Below are 17,437 nucleotides of genomic sequence, written 5' to 3'. Positions count from 1 at the left end.
GTTTCAATAGTATTTTTTTGATTTTTCTTTGTTAAATATGAATCAAATGCTGTGCTCTTTCTGCAGCCGCCTCAATATTCGGGGTAATGTTTTCCTTATGAAGAATGGAATAGATCCAAGCTTTTTCTAAATCTGATAGTACTTTTGGGTTAACGCCGGATAGGACAACGTGGGTGTTCTGGGCTGCAAATTTTTTGATAATTTCCATTAGTCTATAAATTCCCGTTGCATCTATAAAAGGTACGTGGCGCATTCTTAAAATCAACACTTTCGGTTTATCGGGTAAACGAGTCAACGTATCTTGAAATGTCTGGGTTGCGCCAAAAAATAATGGCCCATTTATTTCATACATCGTTGCTCCTTTAGGCAGAATGGGCAGCTCATCATCAAATATTTCCTCAGGCTGGTTGTATTGATTGTTGAACATATCATTTGCAACTTGAACGGTAGTAGCCTTGCTCATTCTTTTCATCAAAACAAAACTGGAAATTACGATCCCGATTTCAATGGCAATAACCAAATCGAAAAATACGGTGAGAAAAAAGGTTACCAATAAAATCAGAACATCGGCTTTATTCCCTTTTAATAGAGATTTGAATTGTCGCCATTCGCTCATATGATAGGCCACGACAATCAGTATTCCTGCTAAACAGGCCATTGGTATTAACTTGGCAAAAGGAGCCAGAGCCAACATTATTACCAAAAGTACAAGAGCGTGGGTGATTCCCGCAATGGGAGTTCTACCACCATTTTTAACGTTGGTGGCGGTCCGGGCAATTGCACCGGTTGCAGGAATACCTCCAAACATGGATGAGGCGCAATTGGCGATTCCCTGCCCTACCAATTCTGCATTTGAGCGGTGACGACCGCCAATCATTCCATCACTTACTACCGCGGAAAGAAGGGATTCAATTCCACCCAATAGTGCAATTGCAAAGGCTGGTTGTATAAGTTTTTGTACAGTTGCGAAATTGATATTTGGAAATACGGGCATTGAAAGCTTGCTGGGAATATCTCCGAAGGAGGTTTCGATTGTGCTTACTGGAACATTAAAGAAATAAACTATCAAGGTGCTAACAAGAATTGCCACAATAGATCCCGGAATTTTCTTGCTCACCTTCTGAAATGTAAGCGCAAGGATTATTGTTCCTAAAGCAATGGCAACTGCAGCCCAATTTATGCTCCCGAAATTTAAGGCATAAAGCTTCCATTTTTCAATAAAGTCCGCGGGGACGGTTTCTATTGAAAGACCGAAAAAGTCCTTCATTTGAGATGAAAAGATAATCACGGCAATTCCACTGGTAAAACCGACGATGAGCGGATGGGGAATGAACTTGAGTAGATTGCCAAGTCGTGCCAATCCCATCCCAATCAAAATAATACCCGCCATAAAAGTGGCGATTATCAGGCCATCTACTCCAAATTCCTGAACTATGGCATACACTATTACGATAAAAGCTCCGGTAGGACCACCAATTTGAACACGACTTCCACCCAATACCGATATTAAAAGTCCGGCTACGATGGCTGTTATTAAACCCTTGTCGGGCGATACACCGGAGGCAATTGCAAACGCTATGGCCAAGGGGAGAGCGACAATCCCAACTATTACTCCTGCAATTAAATCTTTTTGAAGTTGTTCTTTACCAATTCCTTTCCTTAAGAGAGAAAAAAATTTCGGTGTAAATTGGGATTCTTTCATGGGTACGAAATAGAATCTTTAATATAATAGTATCAGTGAAGTATTCCAAATTTGGAAGAGCAAAGTTATTTAAAATAGAAGATGTTTAGGTCGGAATTGTGTAAAAGTTATAATGAAATTTCTTATTTTCCCTGTCATTTAATATGAAATTGGAAATTCATCTTTAATTTACCGAAGAAATCGATTTTAAGGTTTCCAATTAGAAAACAAAGCGGTACATTTATGATATGGTAAAAAAACTACTCTTTCTTCTATTCTTCATTATTTCTCCAATACTTATTGCTCAAGATATTGAGCGGGTAAAAGTTGAAGGGAAAATAATTGTGCCCCAAGGTGAGGATGCCGAGGGCATTTCAGTTTATAATATTTCTTCGCAAAAGGGAACGGTCACCGACGAGGACGGCTCTTTTGAAATCGCAGTTGCCGAAAACGATCGTCTTCAAATTTTTGCACTGCAATATAAAACCTTTACGGTAGTAATGGATAAGGGCGTGGTGGAAAAAAGAAAACTCAAAATTTTTCTAAACCCTGGCATTACACAATTGGATGAAGTTGTCATTAGGCCCTATGACCTCTCGGGAAATATTCGCGCCGATATTGAGAAGATTCCTACCTATTCTATTGGCAAGGATTGGGATCTAAGTTACAAAAGTTTGGAATTCGGATACGATTTTAGACCCGATGAACAATCCTCCATAAAGGGAAATGTCGCCGAAGAAGCCTTGGGTACTTCCCATCTAGAATACGGGCTTAATTTCGTTTCGATTTTGGGTGGCGTAGGTAATTTATTATTTCCGAAAGGTGAAAAGTCCCACAGCAGGGAAAAGATGCAGGAAAACGAAGTTCTTAGCAATAATATGCAAAAGCGATTTAGCCGTGAGTTTATTTATGATAATTTTGATATTCCGCGGGATAAGGCTTTTGATTTTCTCTATTTTGCACAAGCAGAAGGTCTCAATAAGGAGATGCTAAAACCTGAAAATGAGCTCGAATTGATGAGTTTCTTACAACAGAAGAGCAGGGAATACAAAAAGCGAAGTGAGTAATTTTGGGTTTCCCATTTCTTTTTATCTGTAAGTTTTACGGATTTTAAGATATCCATTGGATTGAATTTAAATCTGGACCCTGTTACGTCAACAAGAGCTCAAAACCTTGAGGACTCTCTAAAAACGTGTTCTTTCTATATAGAAAATCTACCTACTTACAATCCTTCCGAACTTTTAATTCGGCACACGACAATCATCAAATACACAACCGATAAAATGCAAGGAAAATAGTAATTGGCCTCCTTCTACAAAAATCATTTTCTTGGAATAAAATTTTATGTTCTCCTTAGCGTTAACTCGTACGGGCTTAAGTATATTTGCACAATGATTTCACAAGCAATCTTTCTTTTTATTAGCGGTACCGAAATTGGGTTTATCCTTTTTATCGTGCTTTTGGTTTTTGGTGCAGACAAGGTGCCTGAAATAGCTAGAGGTATGGGAAAGGCCATTCGCCAAGTGAAAGATGCTACGAACGACATTAAATCTGAAATTACAAAGGGTATTGAAAAACAAGATATCGACCTTGATATTACTAAGGATGTGCGTAAGGAAATTGACAAGGTAAAGGAAGATGTTGACGATATAACCGGCCCAATAAAGAGGAAGTTTTAATGCTTGAAACCCTAAAACATTGGGATCGGGAAATCTTCATTTTTCTGAATGGTTTAGGAGTTGAAAAATTCGATAAGTTTTGGTTGTTCGTAACCCAAATTCAGAGTTGGTATCCACTGTTTGCACTTTTTATAATTCTTCTTTTCTATTATTATCGTGGTAGAAAAGGAGGGACCGTAGTTTTTTTCCTGCTTTTGACTTTCGGCATTACTATTGTTTTTACTGGAGCCGTAAAGGAATATGTAGCACGATTACGACCCAATAATGTTGAGGCCCTAGCTGAGCTTATTCGTATTCTTCAGAAGCCTACCAACTATAGCTTTTTCTCAGGACACGCTTCATCCAGCTTTTCAATAACTACGTTTATGGTATTGTCTCTACGACGGTTTACCACATGGATCCATCTTGCCTATATCTGGCCTATTCTTTTTGTATCCAGCAGGATTTTCATAGGAGTGCACTATCCGAGCGATATTTTTGTAGGTGCATTGGTGGGAACTGGTTTTGCATTTTTATTTCATTTCCTCTGTCAGAAAACCATTTCGAATGAGCGCTTCTTTAAAGCCCAATAATTGGGTAGGCTCCTAATTTCTACTAGACTTTAACTTCCTTAACAATGAAAAATCCATCATTTCCTTGGCTTTGGTACAAAGGCATGAAGATATAATCATCCCACTCACTGTAAATAGGTTTTCCATTTTGATGAGCCAGTAATTGCCCCTTTTTAAGTTTTTGAAAATTACTGAAGTTAGGTTCCATTTTAAAATCATCCTCATCTTCAAGACCATGACGGTATTCAATCTCGAAAGTTTTTCGATTTTTTCTTTTTTCCTCCAGCATTTTTGCCGACTCTGGATAGTTTTTTAATGTATGCAAATCCAAACCGCAGGCTTCCTTCAGCGCGTGCCAAATCATTCCCTCATGGTTTAATTTTGATTTCTTGCTTTCGTGCTGCCCACCTTCAAATGTAAAACCGGTTATCCCGATTCTGCTTTCATAATGATCAATACAGCCAAGGACGATATCTGAAAATCCCCGGATTATATAGGTTGGGAATTTATGCGCCCATTCGTCGTTGTCATTTACTACCTGTACAGAAATATAGGGCTCACTTGCTGATGACGTAGTATGGCAATCCAAGAAATATCTTTTGGTGAAATCCTCCTCGGGATACTTTTTCAGAATATCAATTATCTGGAACATTTCTTTCTTTTCATGCGAATCCTTTTTTCCTGATTTAATGTTTTCCACTGTCCACGTGCGATTCAGATCTTCATCTATATACCTAACACCTTTCATCAAGGCTTCTCGGTTACCGGAAACCCCAACTACCTTTCCTTTAATATTTGGCTGTTCGTCGTTCAGTATTGCAAATACTTTTTGCATAGCGAGAATCCCACTAGGTTCATTTCCGTGTACTCCTCCTGTTATAAAGAGCAAGGGACCTTCAGTCCCATTACCGTATTCTCCAATTATTCTTGATATCTCTTTCAAAACTTGATGGTTTTATTTTTGATTGCGAGGTGCAAGACTTCTAAAATCTATCTACCACCCCGCATATCACTTTAATAAATCGTTTTTACTCCATTGTTGCCAAAACGCGGTTGCTCAGTTTATTTTTATAATATTTCATATAAGTAACCTTTCTTTCCAAAGCATCAACAATAGTGTCCGTAAAAGGCACCATTCCGATACTCTCACAGTGATCAATTCCGCCAGGACTCAATACGTTTATTTCAATAAGCTTGTCTTCCACAATATCCAACCCCACAAAGAATAAACCATCCCGGATCAATTTTGGTGCGGTGAGGGAAACAATGTGTTCCATTGCCGGGGTATATTTCGCTTTTTTGGCTTTTGCTCCTAAGGAAAGATTACTTCTAAATTCGCTCTTATCCGTGCTTACGCGACGAATTACTGCTTTTTCTCCTTTTTCTTCAAGGACTTTACCGTTCATTAAAATTACGCGGACATCTCCCTTGCTCACTTCAGGAAGGAATTCTTGGGCAATTATATATCCTTTGGCGGTAAGCGTATCGATAATTTGATTGATGTTCTTTTTGTGCTCATCAATAAGATATACATCCTGACCACCACTGCCTTCCAAGGGTTTTAAGACCATTTTCTTCCCGTTCTTTTCCCAAAATTTTAAAAGATCTTCTTTGTTTCGGGTAATCAAACTGTTGGGCTTTATTTCCGCAGGTAATTCTTCGAAATACAGTTTGTCAATAAAGGCGTGGCTCATAGCAAAGGCATCATTTAGAACCAGGACCCCATTTTGCTGTATCATTCGGGCAAATGCAATCCCGCTGTGTTCCGCCCAATGACGGTCTGAAGTTTCTTCAGTTGGATTGTTTCGAACAAATAGAATATCCAGATCATTACTTGGGATAACTTTTTCTCTTATGGCATCATCCTGGACCTGTGCCCAGAAATCTTCAACTTTATCAGCTTTTACAGAAGCTGGAATTTTTTTGCAGCGAAGGCTTATATCTTCATCTCTATGGAAAATAAAATCTCCTACGCTCATCACATAAACCTCGTGGCCTCGCTCATGCGCTTTTTTTAAAATTACTACAGTCGTGCCGCAGGTTTCGGTTTTAATGTCGCTTATTACAAAACATATTTTCATTATTTTTTCTGTTAGTTTTTAAAGGAAGTGAGAATGCCCAATTTCTCTACTTTTCTTTAGTTAAACCTTTAAGGGCAATTTTTTATACCATTTTTGAAAGCGCTATTCCATTTCGCACTTTTTTTAATCGTTCTTCAAAACCTTCTTTTTTAAGGTATCTGGGTTTTATTTTTGGAGGGGATAATAATCCTCTATCTGTTAAATCCTTTATCATAGGAACGTGTTTTAAAGCAAATTTTCCTGCTAGTAAAAACTCTAGATCACAGCCTTCCATCAAATAGTCGCGCAATTGAATAAGTCCTTTTAGGTAGATTATATCTTTTAAAAATCCGCCACCCTGAAAAAACCTTGAAGTAATATTGAAAGCTGGCTCTTTTGAGAATCCATATTGCGAATGGAGGAGGTAGAATACCTCTTTAAAGTCTGCACCATCCAAAAGTGCTTCCCCTGCAATCACTCTTCCAGCCAATGTTCTTAATCGGTTTCCTGTTAAACCGCCTACCAAATATTCTGATAAAACGGCTATTCCTTCCTGCAAGGCGTCATAGTCTGCCAACCCTTGCGAAAGTTGGGATAAGGGTTGCCGACTTCCGTTATAATAGGTGAGTGCATGCGTTCCTACCTCGTGTTGTATAAGCGCTTCGGCTTCGTTGGTTGTCATGGTATAATCACAGGGCAAATAAAGCTCTCCCTTGGAAACCATCATTACGTTAACGTCGTCTCTTATATATACCTGTGATGAAAAATCAGCTGACTGGTTTCTAAAATATTCAAATTCCGATTTTGCCATGACCGCAAATGCCTCGGCATCTAGAAATCTTTGATTTTCCTGTATTTTGTCTTCTGAAATATTTTCCAATATCGACTTTGCCTCTGCGGCTACATTTTTTTCTAGCCCTCCATAGAGTCGCATACTGCTGTAAAAGAAGTTTTTTGAACCACGTTCTTTTAACATGGTTAACTGTTGCGAAATCTCTTCCCGCTTTTCATCAAATAGAAAAGCTAGTTCCGGATCGTCGATTTCATCGATTCTCAAGTTGTACAATTGACGCTTTAGAATGTCTGGATCTATGGGTAAAAGTCGGTAGTGATATGGATTTACTTCTTCAAAATTAGTTTTAAAAAAGCACTCACGAATAGATTGGATGTTTACTGGTGCTACCAATAAGAGGAATTGATACTGACTTTCTATTTTGGTAAGCTCCCTATCTATTTTAAAAACTTCGGAATGGATTTCCCGTTTTCCAAGTGCGGCAAATCCCTGGATATTCGATGAGGTTTGAACTCTTACAAATTCAAAAACCGCTTTGTGTATGGCTTTGGCGAATCCATCTCGGAACTTTCTGAAATAGAGTGGATATAATTTTCCTTCTGTAGTTCGGTAAACCGGTGGTATCTCCACCCCAATTAAGGTTCCTCCGCATTCTTTGATTTCGTCAATACTGAAGAATGCTTCTTGATTACTTGGTTGTCTTTCTTTGGTTTGTTCAATTCGAGCCGATAGTAATTGTCCTCCAAAACGGCGACTTTCAACTTTATCCAATTCTTCGCGAAGTACTTCCAATGAGACTGGAAGTTTATGGGAAGGTCCTCTAATAATGAATTCTGAACTACCATCTTCGCCACTATAGATTTCCATTAAAATAAATGCTCCAAACCGAGCGCTCATTTTCTCGGTAATCTGGTTAATAAATTCCTGAAAGTAATCAAAATGACTTTCTCCAACAATTAAATAGGAAGCGCCAGTCCTTGCCAGACGAAGCGTGGCGTAGTCATCAGGTTTTCTTCTGTAAATAATAAGAAATGGAACGTCGTGTTCCAAAAACAAATAACCATCATGGGGAAGCTCACGAACGGTTCTGTCACCAGGAGTTAATTCGCCTATTAAATCTTCAATTTGTACGTTGGTATTTGATTCCAATCTCTTGCGTTTTTTCTATTTCATTAGAATAAAAATTCAATATAGAAAAAACTGTTCCTGCCCGCGGACTGTTTAAAATTAGTTTAACAGCAAATTATTGGTTTGTTAGGATATGGAATGCTGTTCATTTCGGTGCTTTTTAAAGCTCCACATTACAAAAGAGCATTAATCCGAAGGAAGTCTTATTATTTATTACTTTTAAAGGTGAAAGGTTTGTTACCTATCTAACCCGCGATATACTCAACCCATCCCGAATTGGAAGAATCACGGTTTCCAACATTGGATGCTCATTCAAAAGCTTATTGTATTGAAGAAGTGACTGGGTATCCACGTCATCATCTTTCACTTTTTCCACTACTTTTCCGCTCCAGAGTACGTTGTCGGATAAAATGACGGCACCTTTTTTAAGTTTTGGAAGAATTAATTCTAAATAGTTAGGATAATTACTTTTATCTGCATCTATAAAAACCAAATCGAAGGTTTTATCTAATGTAGGAATTATATCCAGAGCATTTCCTGTATGCTGGATAATTTGTTTACTGAAAGGAGATTCATCAAAATATTTGCGCTGAAAATCGAATAATTCCTCATTGATGTCGATGGTATGGAGTTCTCCATCACTTTGCATTCCTTCGGCTAGACAAAGAGCAGAATAACCTGTATAAGTTCCAATTTCAAGGATATTCTGAGGTTGTATCAATTTGGAAAGCATGCTCAAAACCCGTCCTTGCAAATGCCCGCTCAACATTCTTGGAGCAATCATTTTTTGCCAAGTTTCGCGGTTAAGCTTTTTAAGAAGTTCCGGTTCAACCTGGGAATGTTGTTCTACGTAATTGTTTATTTTGTCGGGAAGGATTTCCATTTTTTATAGTCTGTAGTCTTTAGTCAGCAGTCGGTAATCAGTAAATCAGTGAATCAGTTGTCAGTAAATCAGTTGTCAGTAAATCAGTGGTCAGTAAAAAGTAATGCTTGGATAGCGTAAACTGGTCATGGATCGTCAATTGTTAATCGTGAATCGAACCTCATCAATCGCAAATCGAACACGTCAATGGAAAATCGTCAATCATAAATTGTAAATCAAAAATCGTCAACCGTAAATCGTAAATTGAAAACCGTCAATTGAGATTTTTATTATTCATTTATCATTCTACATTATTTATTACCCAATTATTCATTTCCCATAATCCTATTTCTCAGCTTTATCTTCGCTTCCTCATCGTCTCCACAGAGCCATTGTATTACATTGTCTTCCCACATGGCATCGGCTTCAGCTTGGGTAATTACTTGTTTTTCCAGCGCCAGATCTAGAATTTTTCCGGGATAGGACGATTGGGGTGCGCTCTCCATTTCTCCTAGAGGATAAGGATCGTCCAAACCAACTAAAACTTGTTTGGAACCTTGGTTTTTAATTACTAGATCTAAGGATCGGGTATCGTGGACTAAGGTATCGAAGAAAATATTTCGGTGACCTACCGATTTTCGGGGATGTGTTTTTCCTTCGAAAAGATCGGGACGACCGTCGAAACCTTGGATTCTTCTACCTAGGTTTATTTGGGCCAATTGTCCGCCGTGGGCAAAACAGGTCCGCATATTTGGATATTTGTCGGCATATCCATTTAAGGTAAGAAAGTGGTAAGCATCCGCACATTGAGCAAGCATCCAGATAAGATGAAATCGCCATGCAGTATTTTCAAGTTTGATAAACTTTTCGCCATCGTAAGGATGTATTTCAACTGCAAGATTGTATTTGGAAGCCATTTCAAAAATTGGCTCATTTTCTTCGTCAAATATGCAGCGCCAAGTCCCAATTGAGTCCATATAATGTGTGGGGAGACATAATAACTGAAGACCAAGCTCTTCTACGCAGCGCTCAATTTCCCAAAGAGCGCCCCGAACAAAACCAGGATGTACCACAAACCCGCAGGTGAATTTAGAAGGATGATCGTGTTGGACCTTGGCATTAAAATCATTTTGGAATCGAAGTGCTTTCTTCATTTCCTCAACCCGCAAACCATTCCCGTAAAGTTGGGAAAGATTAAGAACAACAGCGTGATCTATGTTGAAACGGTCCATCCAATCCAGCTTTTCATTCAAAAAGAAGCTTGAATCGGTAACGGGTCGGCTCCAATCTTTTTGAAGCATGAATTTCCTTTCTGGATCTACCCAAAAAATTTCTTTTTCCCGCATGAATTCGGGGATTTCTTCAGGATACGGCAGAAGGTGGGAATGTCCGTTGATTCTAAGTTTTGGTTTCATTTTAATTGAGTTGGGAGTATAATTTTTTTTATAAAATTACACGTATTTCTACTTAACAAGTAATTTTTAAAAGTTTTTTGAGCTAGAAAATTGCTACAGACTTTTGGTACGCCCACCATCTACCGGAAGGTTAACACCATTTATATAACTGGCAGCTTCACTTGCAAGAAAGGCTACTGCGTTGGCAATTTCGCCCGGTTGTGCAAATCGTCTTGCCGGAACAAGATTCTTCATAGAATCACTTGCCTCTTTTTCTGTTTTTTCCATTCGTTTGGCCGCATTTCCTACAATATCGTCCAATCTATCGGTAGCTGTATATCCTGGTAAGACGTTGTTAACAGTAATTCCATATTGGCCAAGTTCGTTTGCCAGGGTTTTGCTCCAGCTTGAAACTGCACCGCGAATAGTATTGCTAACTCCCAAATTATCGATGGGCTGTTTTACTGAAGTAGAAATTATGTTGATTATACGGCCATAATCAGCTTCTTTCATTCCCGGAACAAGAGCTTGAACGAGGACTTGGTTGCAGATTACATGCATTTTGAATGCCTTTTCGAATTCTTCCACATCAGCAGTGAAAATAGGTCCGCCTTTCGGTCCTCCGGTATTGTTTACAAGGATGTGAACGGTTTTATTGGAAGCGGCTCTTAAAGCCTTTTCTCTTACTTGCTCTGGTTTGGTAAAATCAGCAACATAATAGTTGTGTTTTTGACCTTTATCGTGGGGCAATTCAATTAAGGTTTCTTTTAATTTTTCTTCATCTCTCGCCAATAGAGTTACGGTTGCACCAAGTTTGGCCAATTGGATCGCCGTGGCTTTACCAATGCCCGCGGTACTTCCGCAAACGATAGCATTTCTATTTGTTAAATCTATATTCATATATGATATTAAGGTTTGTAATATTCAAGTATTCCAAATTGAAGAGGGTCGAATCTTTAAAGGAATTTTTCAATAAATACAAAGTAAGGAAAAATTTAGTAAAGAAGTGGATGGAACCCTCCGCGTTTCAGTTCTTTTTGTCGAGAGGCACCATAATTTATATAGATTTGTGTCTCATTGGATGAAGAATGCTCTTAATACTCTTTTACTATCTATTTTTAGTCGTTTTTTTAGTGCCATTCGGAACCTTTGCCGAGCGAATTTTACGTATTCGGAATAATTCTTTTGCTATTACTTTACTTTTAGGAATAGTTTTCCAGACTGCCCTACTTACTATTTCCGCTTTTTTCTTTAGACTGAATATTGAGGTCTTTATCGGTAACGTTATTCTGTATCTCTTTTTGTTGTTTTGGCAAAAATGGGACATAAAAACTAAACTCATAATTCTGAAATCTGAATTTAGTTCTTGGCAATCCTTTTTTAAAATTTTATTTCTAATAATGGTGATATTGGTACTTGCCAAATCTTCGCTATTGCCTTTTATTATCGATAATGAAAGTTATTATTTGCAGACTATAAAATGGTTTAATGAATATGGTTTTGTAAAGGGATTGGGAAATCTTCATATTTATTTGGCTCAGGGATCGCCTTGGCAGGTCCTTCAAGCGGGTTTGAATTTTAGTTTTTTTACAGACGTAATAAACGATATTAACGGTTTTGTTTTTATAGTCTGCACTTTCTTTTATTTGAACGAATATCATAAACAAAATCGGCAGACGTGGATAATATATATATTGGTATTCAATGTGCTGATCTTTCAGTTTTTAGATTCTCCATCTCCTGATCTACCAATCTTAGTCCTACTGCCAATACTATTTTATTGGTTTATATTTCAGAAAAACAGCAAAACTGCCATACTCTTTTTTGTGTTTCTAGTATTCATCAAAATAATTTTAGCTCCTTTTGTCTTATTGTTTTTGTTTTGGAAACTGGATCCTATTAATAGGCGATACCTTGTACTTACGGGATTGTTTTTTGCTATTTTATGGGTTGTTAAAAACAGTATTCTTTCGGGGTACCCACTATATCCCTTTACTTACTTTTCCCTAGATGTGGATTGGCGGACTCCAGAGGCCATCTTGTTTATTGCTACTGTGCCAGAAAACGTAGGAGTTTTTGTGCAGAGTACTCAGTGGTTTTCAACAGTAGGAAGTAAGCTATTGTTTTGGATTCAAATGAGTGGAATTGCGGGAATTTTTAATCAGTCCATACTACTGCTGTTTATTTTATTCCCATTTACTAAAAGTTTTAGAGAAGGAAAACAGTATAAAATTCTCTATTTTATAATGTTGCTTCATTTTGTTATATTACTTTTCACCTCACCCCAATTTCGATTTTTTCTTCCCGAAATATTCTTTTTCGGAGCTGTGATCATTAGAGAAATAGTTGCCCTTATAGACAAGAAAAACAGATTGCGCAAATGGATTATTTTATCAGGGGTAGTTTTACCCTTAATTTTTCTATTTCCTATGCATTTAGACAATTTAACCTCCAACATTAACCATCAGGCCACGGATAGTTTTGAGATAAAACAAATTTTAAAGCCCAAACCGTCATCAAAATTCTATGCTTGGGAATATGAAAAAAAACAAAGAGGAAATCTAGAATATTATTCCCCCAAAGGAGAGGAGTTTTTTAATGTTGGAAATGGAAAATTGCCTTGTATAACCGATTCATTTCTTGATTATATAGAACGCAATTTCCAAATTGTTCCACAACTACGAACGTCTGATATACGAGATGGTTTCTTTTCAAAACCATTGTAATAGGTAGAAATTTTATAAAAATGACTATATCATCCTTGACCCTTTCCAATTGGCATCTTTGAACTTTTTATCCCTATACAATTCCTCCCAATTGGGTATAAATAGAGCATTTTTTTGTTTAAATTCGTTGGTTAAAACATTTCCAAAAAATAGATTGTGTAAAATCGGTAATTTAAAACCTGCACTTATTAAATTAATGTTTCTCTAGTAATAAATTTTCCTTTGAAGGAATAAACTTGTATACTTAAAAGAATTGATTTTTTACAAAAACAGAGAATAAATAAACCTTTCTAATGAAAACACTATATCTAGTTAGACACGCAAAATCCTCTTGGAAACATGATGTGGACGATCACGAAAGACCTTTAAAAGAAAGAGGCCAGGATGATGGTCTTTTAGTTTCGAAAAAGGTTAGTTCTGAAATTGAAGCCCCACAAAAAATTATTAGCAGTGATGCTGTGCGTGCCCTTACCACTGCAAATTTTTTCAAAAATGCCTGGAATCTTCCCGAATCGCAATTTGATACGAGCCACGATTTATATGATTTTAGCGGTCAAGCCGTTATTCGTTTTATAAAATCTCTTGATGATGAACTCGATAGGGTGATGATCGTGGGCCACAATCACGCATTCACTTCCATTGTAAATATGTTCGGCAACCGTTATATTGAAAATGTTCCCACTTGTGGTTTTGTTATGTTGGAATTTGATGAAAACCATTGGAGCGATCTAACCACGGGAAAAACCGTAAAAACAATATTTCCGAAGGATTTAAAATAATGATAGAGAAAACCGCAACACATTCTCCGCAAGTTCGCAACGAGTATATCAACAGGGAGTTGAGCTGGCTTCAGTTTAACGCTCGGGTCTTGCAAGAAGCTTACGATAAAAAAATTCCTTTGTTGGAGCGGCTTCGTTTCCTTGGGATTTTCTCCAATAATCTCGATGAATTTTTTAAGGTACGTTATGCTACCATTCGTCGGATTGAGGAGGCGGGCAAAACAGGTAGAAGTTTTCTGGGAGGATTTTCGGCCAAGGAACTTTTGGCAGAGATTACCCATACCGTAATCGATCAGCAGGCCTATAGCCTTAAAATCCTCAGCGATATCCATCGCGAACTGAAAAAGGAAAATATTTTTATCATTAACGAGACACAGGTTACCCGAAAACAGAGTCAATTTATTTCCGATTATTTTGTGAAGTATGTAAGTCCAGCGATGATGACCATAATGATTGGCGAGCTGGACGAATTTCCCAGTTTAAGGGACAGTGCCGCTTACTTAGCCATAAGAATGGTAATGGCCAAGGAGGATGATACTTTTGAAACTAAATACAACTATGCCCTTATTGAGATTCCCAGAACTATAGACCGTTTTGTGGTCTTGCCACAGGAGGGAGATAAGCAGTACGTAATTATTCTTGATGATTTAATCCGCCATTGTCTACACAATATTTTCGGCATTTTTAATTACGAAAGTATTTCGGCACATATGATAAAAATTACCCGCGATGCGGAACTGGATATCGACAGCGATCTAAGCCGAAGTTTTATTGAGAAAATTTCCAAAAGCGTTAAGAAAAGAAGTATAGGCGATCCTGTACGGTTTGTTTATGACAAGAATATTGATACTGAGACCCTTCAATATCTTTTGCAAAAAATGGGAATTGATAACACGGATAGTATCATTCCCGGAGGGCGTTACCACAATCGACGAGATTATATGAACTTTCCAAGATTGGGAAGACCTGATCTTCAATACGAACCCACGGAACCCTTGCCGATTCCTGGATTGAGTATGCAGGGACGATTGTTTGACAAAATTAAGGAAAGGGATTATTTGCTCCATACACCCTATCAGACCTTTATGTATGTAGTGAAATTTCTTCGGGAAGCCGCATTGGATCCAAAGGTGAAATCCATAAAAATTACCATATATCGCCTGGCAGAAGTTTCACATATAGCCAGCTCGCTCATTAATGCCAAAAAAAATGGCAAGGATGTAACGGTCCAAATTGAGCTGCAGGCAAGATTTGACGAAGAAGCAAATATCAAATATGCTGAATTATTGCAAAGTGAAAACGTGCATCTTAAATTCGGGGTCAAGGGATTAAAAGTTCACTGCAAAATGATTTTAATCGAAAGGCTTGAAAATAAAAAAATAGTTCGTTATGGGTTGATTAGCACAGGAAACTTTAATGAATCCACCGCCAGGCTTTATACGGATTACGCACTATTTACTGCAGATGAAAGGATCTGTAAGGAAATGAACAAGGTGTTCGATTTCTTTGAAGTGAATTATCAAATTAAGAAATATAGACATTTAATCGTCTCTCCCCATTACACCCGAAATGCCATTTCACATCTTATCGACATTGAAATCAAGAACAAGAAAGCAGGTTTGCCAAGTGGGATCCGGCTTAAAATGAATAGTCTTGCCGACTATAAAATGATTGATAAATTGTATGAAGCAAGCAGGGCAGGAGTGAAGATAAAAATGATTGTTCGCGGTATCTGCTGTCTTATTCCCGGAGTAAAAGGAATGAGTGAGAATATTCAGGCAATAAGTATTGTCGGAAAGTTTTTGGAGCATCCACGATTATTTATTTTTGAAAATGCTGGAAAACCTAAGGTATATATATCTTCCGCAGATTTTATGGGCAGGAATCTTGACAACCGAGTGGAAATTACTTGTCCTATTTATGATGAAGGAATAAAGCAGGAACTTTTGGAAAACTTCGAAATAGGTTGGAGAGATAATGTAAAAGCACGTGTTTTCAGCGCCAAGAACGATAATGCCTATCGTAAAAACAACAAGCCTCCAGTAAGGTCGCAATTTGCGATGTACGATTATTATTTAAATAAACTTGAAGTAAACTGATTTGTTAAATATTGAGAAATACGGAGCGGTAGATATTGGCAGTAACGCCATCCGCTTGCTGATTGTAACAGTTGTAGAGCAGAAGGGAAAAGATACTCTTTTTAAAAAAACATCCTTGGTCCGAGTGCCCATTCGGCTGGGTGCGGAGGTTTTTCTCGATGGAAAAATATCAGAAAGCAATTCAAAGAGGATGGTCGATGCCATGACAGCTTTCCGGTTATTAATGAGCACTCACGGAATAAAAAGATTCCGTGCCTGTGCCACCTCAGCGATGCGGGAAGCTTCTAACGGAACACGGATTGCGGATAAAATTGAAAAAGAAAGCGGCATTTCAATCAATATAATAGATGGCAAGGATGAAGCTGCTATTATCGCCTCAACCGATTTAAAAACCTTGATTCAGGATGACAAGGTGTTTCTCTATGTGGATGTTGGAGGAGGAAGTACGGAAATTACCGTTTTCGCAAACGGCCATAGTCTCGTATCCAAAAGTTTTAAAGTTGGAACCGTAAGACTAATTGAAGGATTGGTAGATGATGGAGTTTGGGACGATATGGAAGAATGGATAAAAAAGGAGACAAAAATTTTCCAAAAAGTTTCGATGATCGGTAGTGGCGGAAACATCAATACCATCTTTAAAAAGAGTGGTAAAAAACTGGGAAAGCCTCTTAGCTACTTATATCTATCATCTTATTACAAGCAGATAAAGGCAATGTCTTTTGAGGAACGGATTACCGAGCTTGATATGAATCCTGACCGTGCAGATGTGGTAGTGCCTGCAACCCGAATTTATCTTTCGGCAATGAAGTGGAGCAAATCCAAAAATGTATTCGTTCCGAAAATTGGTTTAAGCGATGGGATTATCAAAAGTCTTTACAATGAAAAGATTGCTGCGGAATTGGAAGTGAACTAGAAATTGTTTTTTGGGTGAATTATTATAATTCTATCTATTTTTCGTTTTAAATTGGTCTAGGAATAAAATTGAAATATCATAATTTTGTCTATCTTTTAATTTATAAGCCACATTATCAGTTTTTTACATTTCCTTCTTGGCTCTTGATTCCGGGTTGTTGTAGCTGTCTTGTTTCTTCTCGGAAATACTTATTTTTATTATAATACCGATTGCTCCATATCAAATGCCAGTGCGATATAGGTATTGTTGTTAAACTGAAATTCGTCTATTATTTTCCAACCCAATTTTTTTGTGTGGGCTTTTTCTGAAATCACGTTGATTTTATTAATAAAGGTAACCGAGATGGGATATTTTTTTCGAAACTCTAAACGCATTTCTTCGAAGATTTGATTAAACAGACCCTTTCCACGAAAGCTTTCTTCAATACAAACAGGACCATACTGGAAACTATTGATAGTTGTGATTGCTCTTCCTTCGAAAGATAGATTGGGGAAACGGGATACCATATAATTGAAGATTTCCCATGGTTCAAAATATCTCCAGCTCCCGGCAAAGACATAAGCTATTATGTTGTCGTCTTTTTCGCCAATAAAGATTCCATCTTGTTTAATAATCTCTTCCAATTGTTCTTTGGTGAACGGAGTGGTTACAAAACCTTGTTTCCGCTCCTCTTCACTTAGGTTGCTATATAGATATTTCGATTGCAGGGCCAGAATTCCATCAATATCCCCACGATTTCCCATTCGCGTATTAACCATTATCTAAAATTTTA

General features: G+C 37.7%; 15 protein-coding genes. 7 read left to right on the top strand and 8 right to left on the bottom strand.

Going from position 1 to position 17,437, the window contains the following annotated elements; all coding sequences use genetic code 11:
* Nucleotides 1-31 precede the first annotated feature (31 nt).
* Nucleotides 32-1,702 (bottom strand): SulP family inorganic anion transporter, encoded by a 1,671-nt coding sequence (locus tag EI546_RS04695; RefSeq protein ID WP_128249459.1) that lies wholly within the window; start codon nt 1,700-1,702, stop codon nt 32-34.
* A gap of 227 nt (nt 1,703-1,929) precedes the next feature.
* Here EI546_RS04695 and EI546_RS04690 point away from each other — a divergent pair, with 227 nt between their 5' ends.
* The 3 genes from EI546_RS04690 (at nt 1,930) to EI546_RS04680 (ending at nt 3,932) form a co-directional block, all read left to right on the top strand.
* Nucleotides 1,930-2,748, top strand: a complete 819-nt coding sequence (locus tag EI546_RS04690; protein WP_128249458.1) for a carboxypeptidase-like regulatory domain-containing protein — start codon at nt 1,930-1,932, stop codon at nt 2,746-2,748.
* A 324-nt stretch (nt 2,749-3,072) separates the two neighbouring features.
* Complete coding sequence (locus EI546_RS04685) at nt 3,073-3,360, top strand: Sec-independent protein translocase subunit TatA/TatB (RefSeq protein ID WP_128249457.1); 288 nt, start codon at nt 3,073-3,075, stop codon at nt 3,358-3,360.
* Nucleotides 3,360-3,932, top strand: coding sequence for a phosphatase PAP2 family protein (locus tag EI546_RS04680; RefSeq protein ID WP_128249456.1), 573 nt, complete (start codon nt 3,360-3,362; stop codon nt 3,930-3,932). The genes EI546_RS04685 and EI546_RS04680 overlap by 1 nt, the downstream gene beginning before the upstream one ends.
* Before the next feature lie 22 nt (nt 3,933-3,954).
* Here EI546_RS04680 and EI546_RS04675 read toward each other — a convergent pair whose 3' ends face one another.
* From EI546_RS04675 to EI546_RS04650, 6 genes are all read right to left on the bottom strand, one after another.
* On the bottom strand, nt 3,955-4,854 hold the full coding sequence (locus EI546_RS04675; RefSeq protein WP_128249455.1) for a M14 family metallopeptidase: 900 nt from the start codon (nt 4,852-4,854) through the stop codon (nt 3,955-3,957).
* A gap of 85 nt (nt 4,855-4,939) precedes the next feature.
* The gene (locus EI546_RS04670) at nt 4,940-5,992 is read right to left on the bottom strand and encodes an ATP-grasp domain-containing protein (RefSeq protein WP_128249454.1); all 1,053 of its coding nucleotides are present in this window, start codon (nt 5,990-5,992) and stop codon (nt 4,940-4,942) included.
* An 82-nt stretch (nt 5,993-6,074) separates the two neighbouring features.
* On the bottom strand, nt 6,075-7,913 hold the full coding sequence (locus EI546_RS04665; RefSeq protein ID WP_128249453.1) for a flavohemoglobin expression-modulating QEGLA motif protein: 1,839 nt from the start codon (nt 7,911-7,913) through the stop codon (nt 6,075-6,077).
* Nucleotides 7,914-8,133: 220 nt separating this feature from the next.
* Entirely contained in the window at nt 8,134-8,775 is a 642-nt protein-coding gene (locus tag EI546_RS04660; protein WP_128249452.1) for an O-methyltransferase, read from the bottom strand.
* A 305-nt stretch (nt 8,776-9,080) separates the two neighbouring features.
* Entirely contained in the window at nt 9,081-10,169 is a 1,089-nt protein-coding gene (locus EI546_RS04655; protein ID WP_128249451.1) for an amidohydrolase family protein, read from the bottom strand.
* Between the two features lie 93 nt (nt 10,170-10,262).
* A complete protein-coding gene (locus tag EI546_RS04650; RefSeq protein ID WP_128249450.1) occupies nt 10,263-11,048 on the bottom strand; it encodes an SDR family oxidoreductase in 786 nt (261 codons plus the stop codon).
* A gap of 188 nt (nt 11,049-11,236) precedes the next feature.
* Here EI546_RS04650 and EI546_RS04645 point away from each other — a divergent pair, with 188 nt between their 5' ends.
* The 4 genes from EI546_RS04645 (at nt 11,237) to EI546_RS04630 (ending at nt 16,665) form a co-directional block, all read left to right on the top strand.
* Nucleotides 11,237-12,874: an LIC_10190 family membrane protein gene (locus tag EI546_RS04645; protein WP_128249449.1), complete on the top strand. Its 1,638-nt coding sequence runs from the start codon at nt 11,237-11,239 to the stop codon at nt 12,872-12,874.
* 293 nt (nt 12,875-13,167) lie between these two features.
* The gene (locus EI546_RS04640) at nt 13,168-13,653 is read left to right on the top strand and encodes a SixA phosphatase family protein (RefSeq protein WP_128249448.1); all 486 of its coding nucleotides are present in this window, start codon (nt 13,168-13,170) and stop codon (nt 13,651-13,653) included.
* Entirely contained in the window at nt 13,653-15,752 is a 2,100-nt protein-coding gene (gene ppk1, locus EI546_RS04635) for a polyphosphate kinase 1 (protein WP_128249447.1), read from the top strand. Before EI546_RS04640 ends, ppk1 begins: the two co-directional genes overlap by 1 nt.
* A 1-nt stretch (nt 15,753) precedes the next feature.
* On the top strand, nt 15,754-16,665 hold the full coding sequence (locus EI546_RS04630; RefSeq protein WP_128249446.1) for a Ppx/GppA phosphatase family protein: 912 nt from the start codon (nt 15,754-15,756) through the stop codon (nt 16,663-16,665).
* A 197-nt stretch (nt 16,666-16,862) separates the two neighbouring features.
* On the opposite strand, the gene EI546_RS04625 is transcribed toward EI546_RS04630, so the two are convergent.
* A complete protein-coding gene (locus tag EI546_RS04625) occupies nt 16,863-17,423 on the bottom strand; it encodes a GNAT family acetyltransferase (RefSeq protein WP_128249445.1) in 561 nt (186 codons plus the stop codon).
* Nucleotides 17,424-17,437: the final 14 nt, after the last annotated feature.

The organism is Aequorivita sp. H23M31 (genome assembly GCF_004022485.1).
In the GTDB taxonomy this organism is placed as follows: domain Bacteria; phylum Bacteroidota; class Bacteroidia; order Flavobacteriales; family Flavobacteriaceae; genus Aequorivita; species Aequorivita ciconiae.
This window is presented reverse-complemented; position numbering and strand designations above follow the sequence as displayed.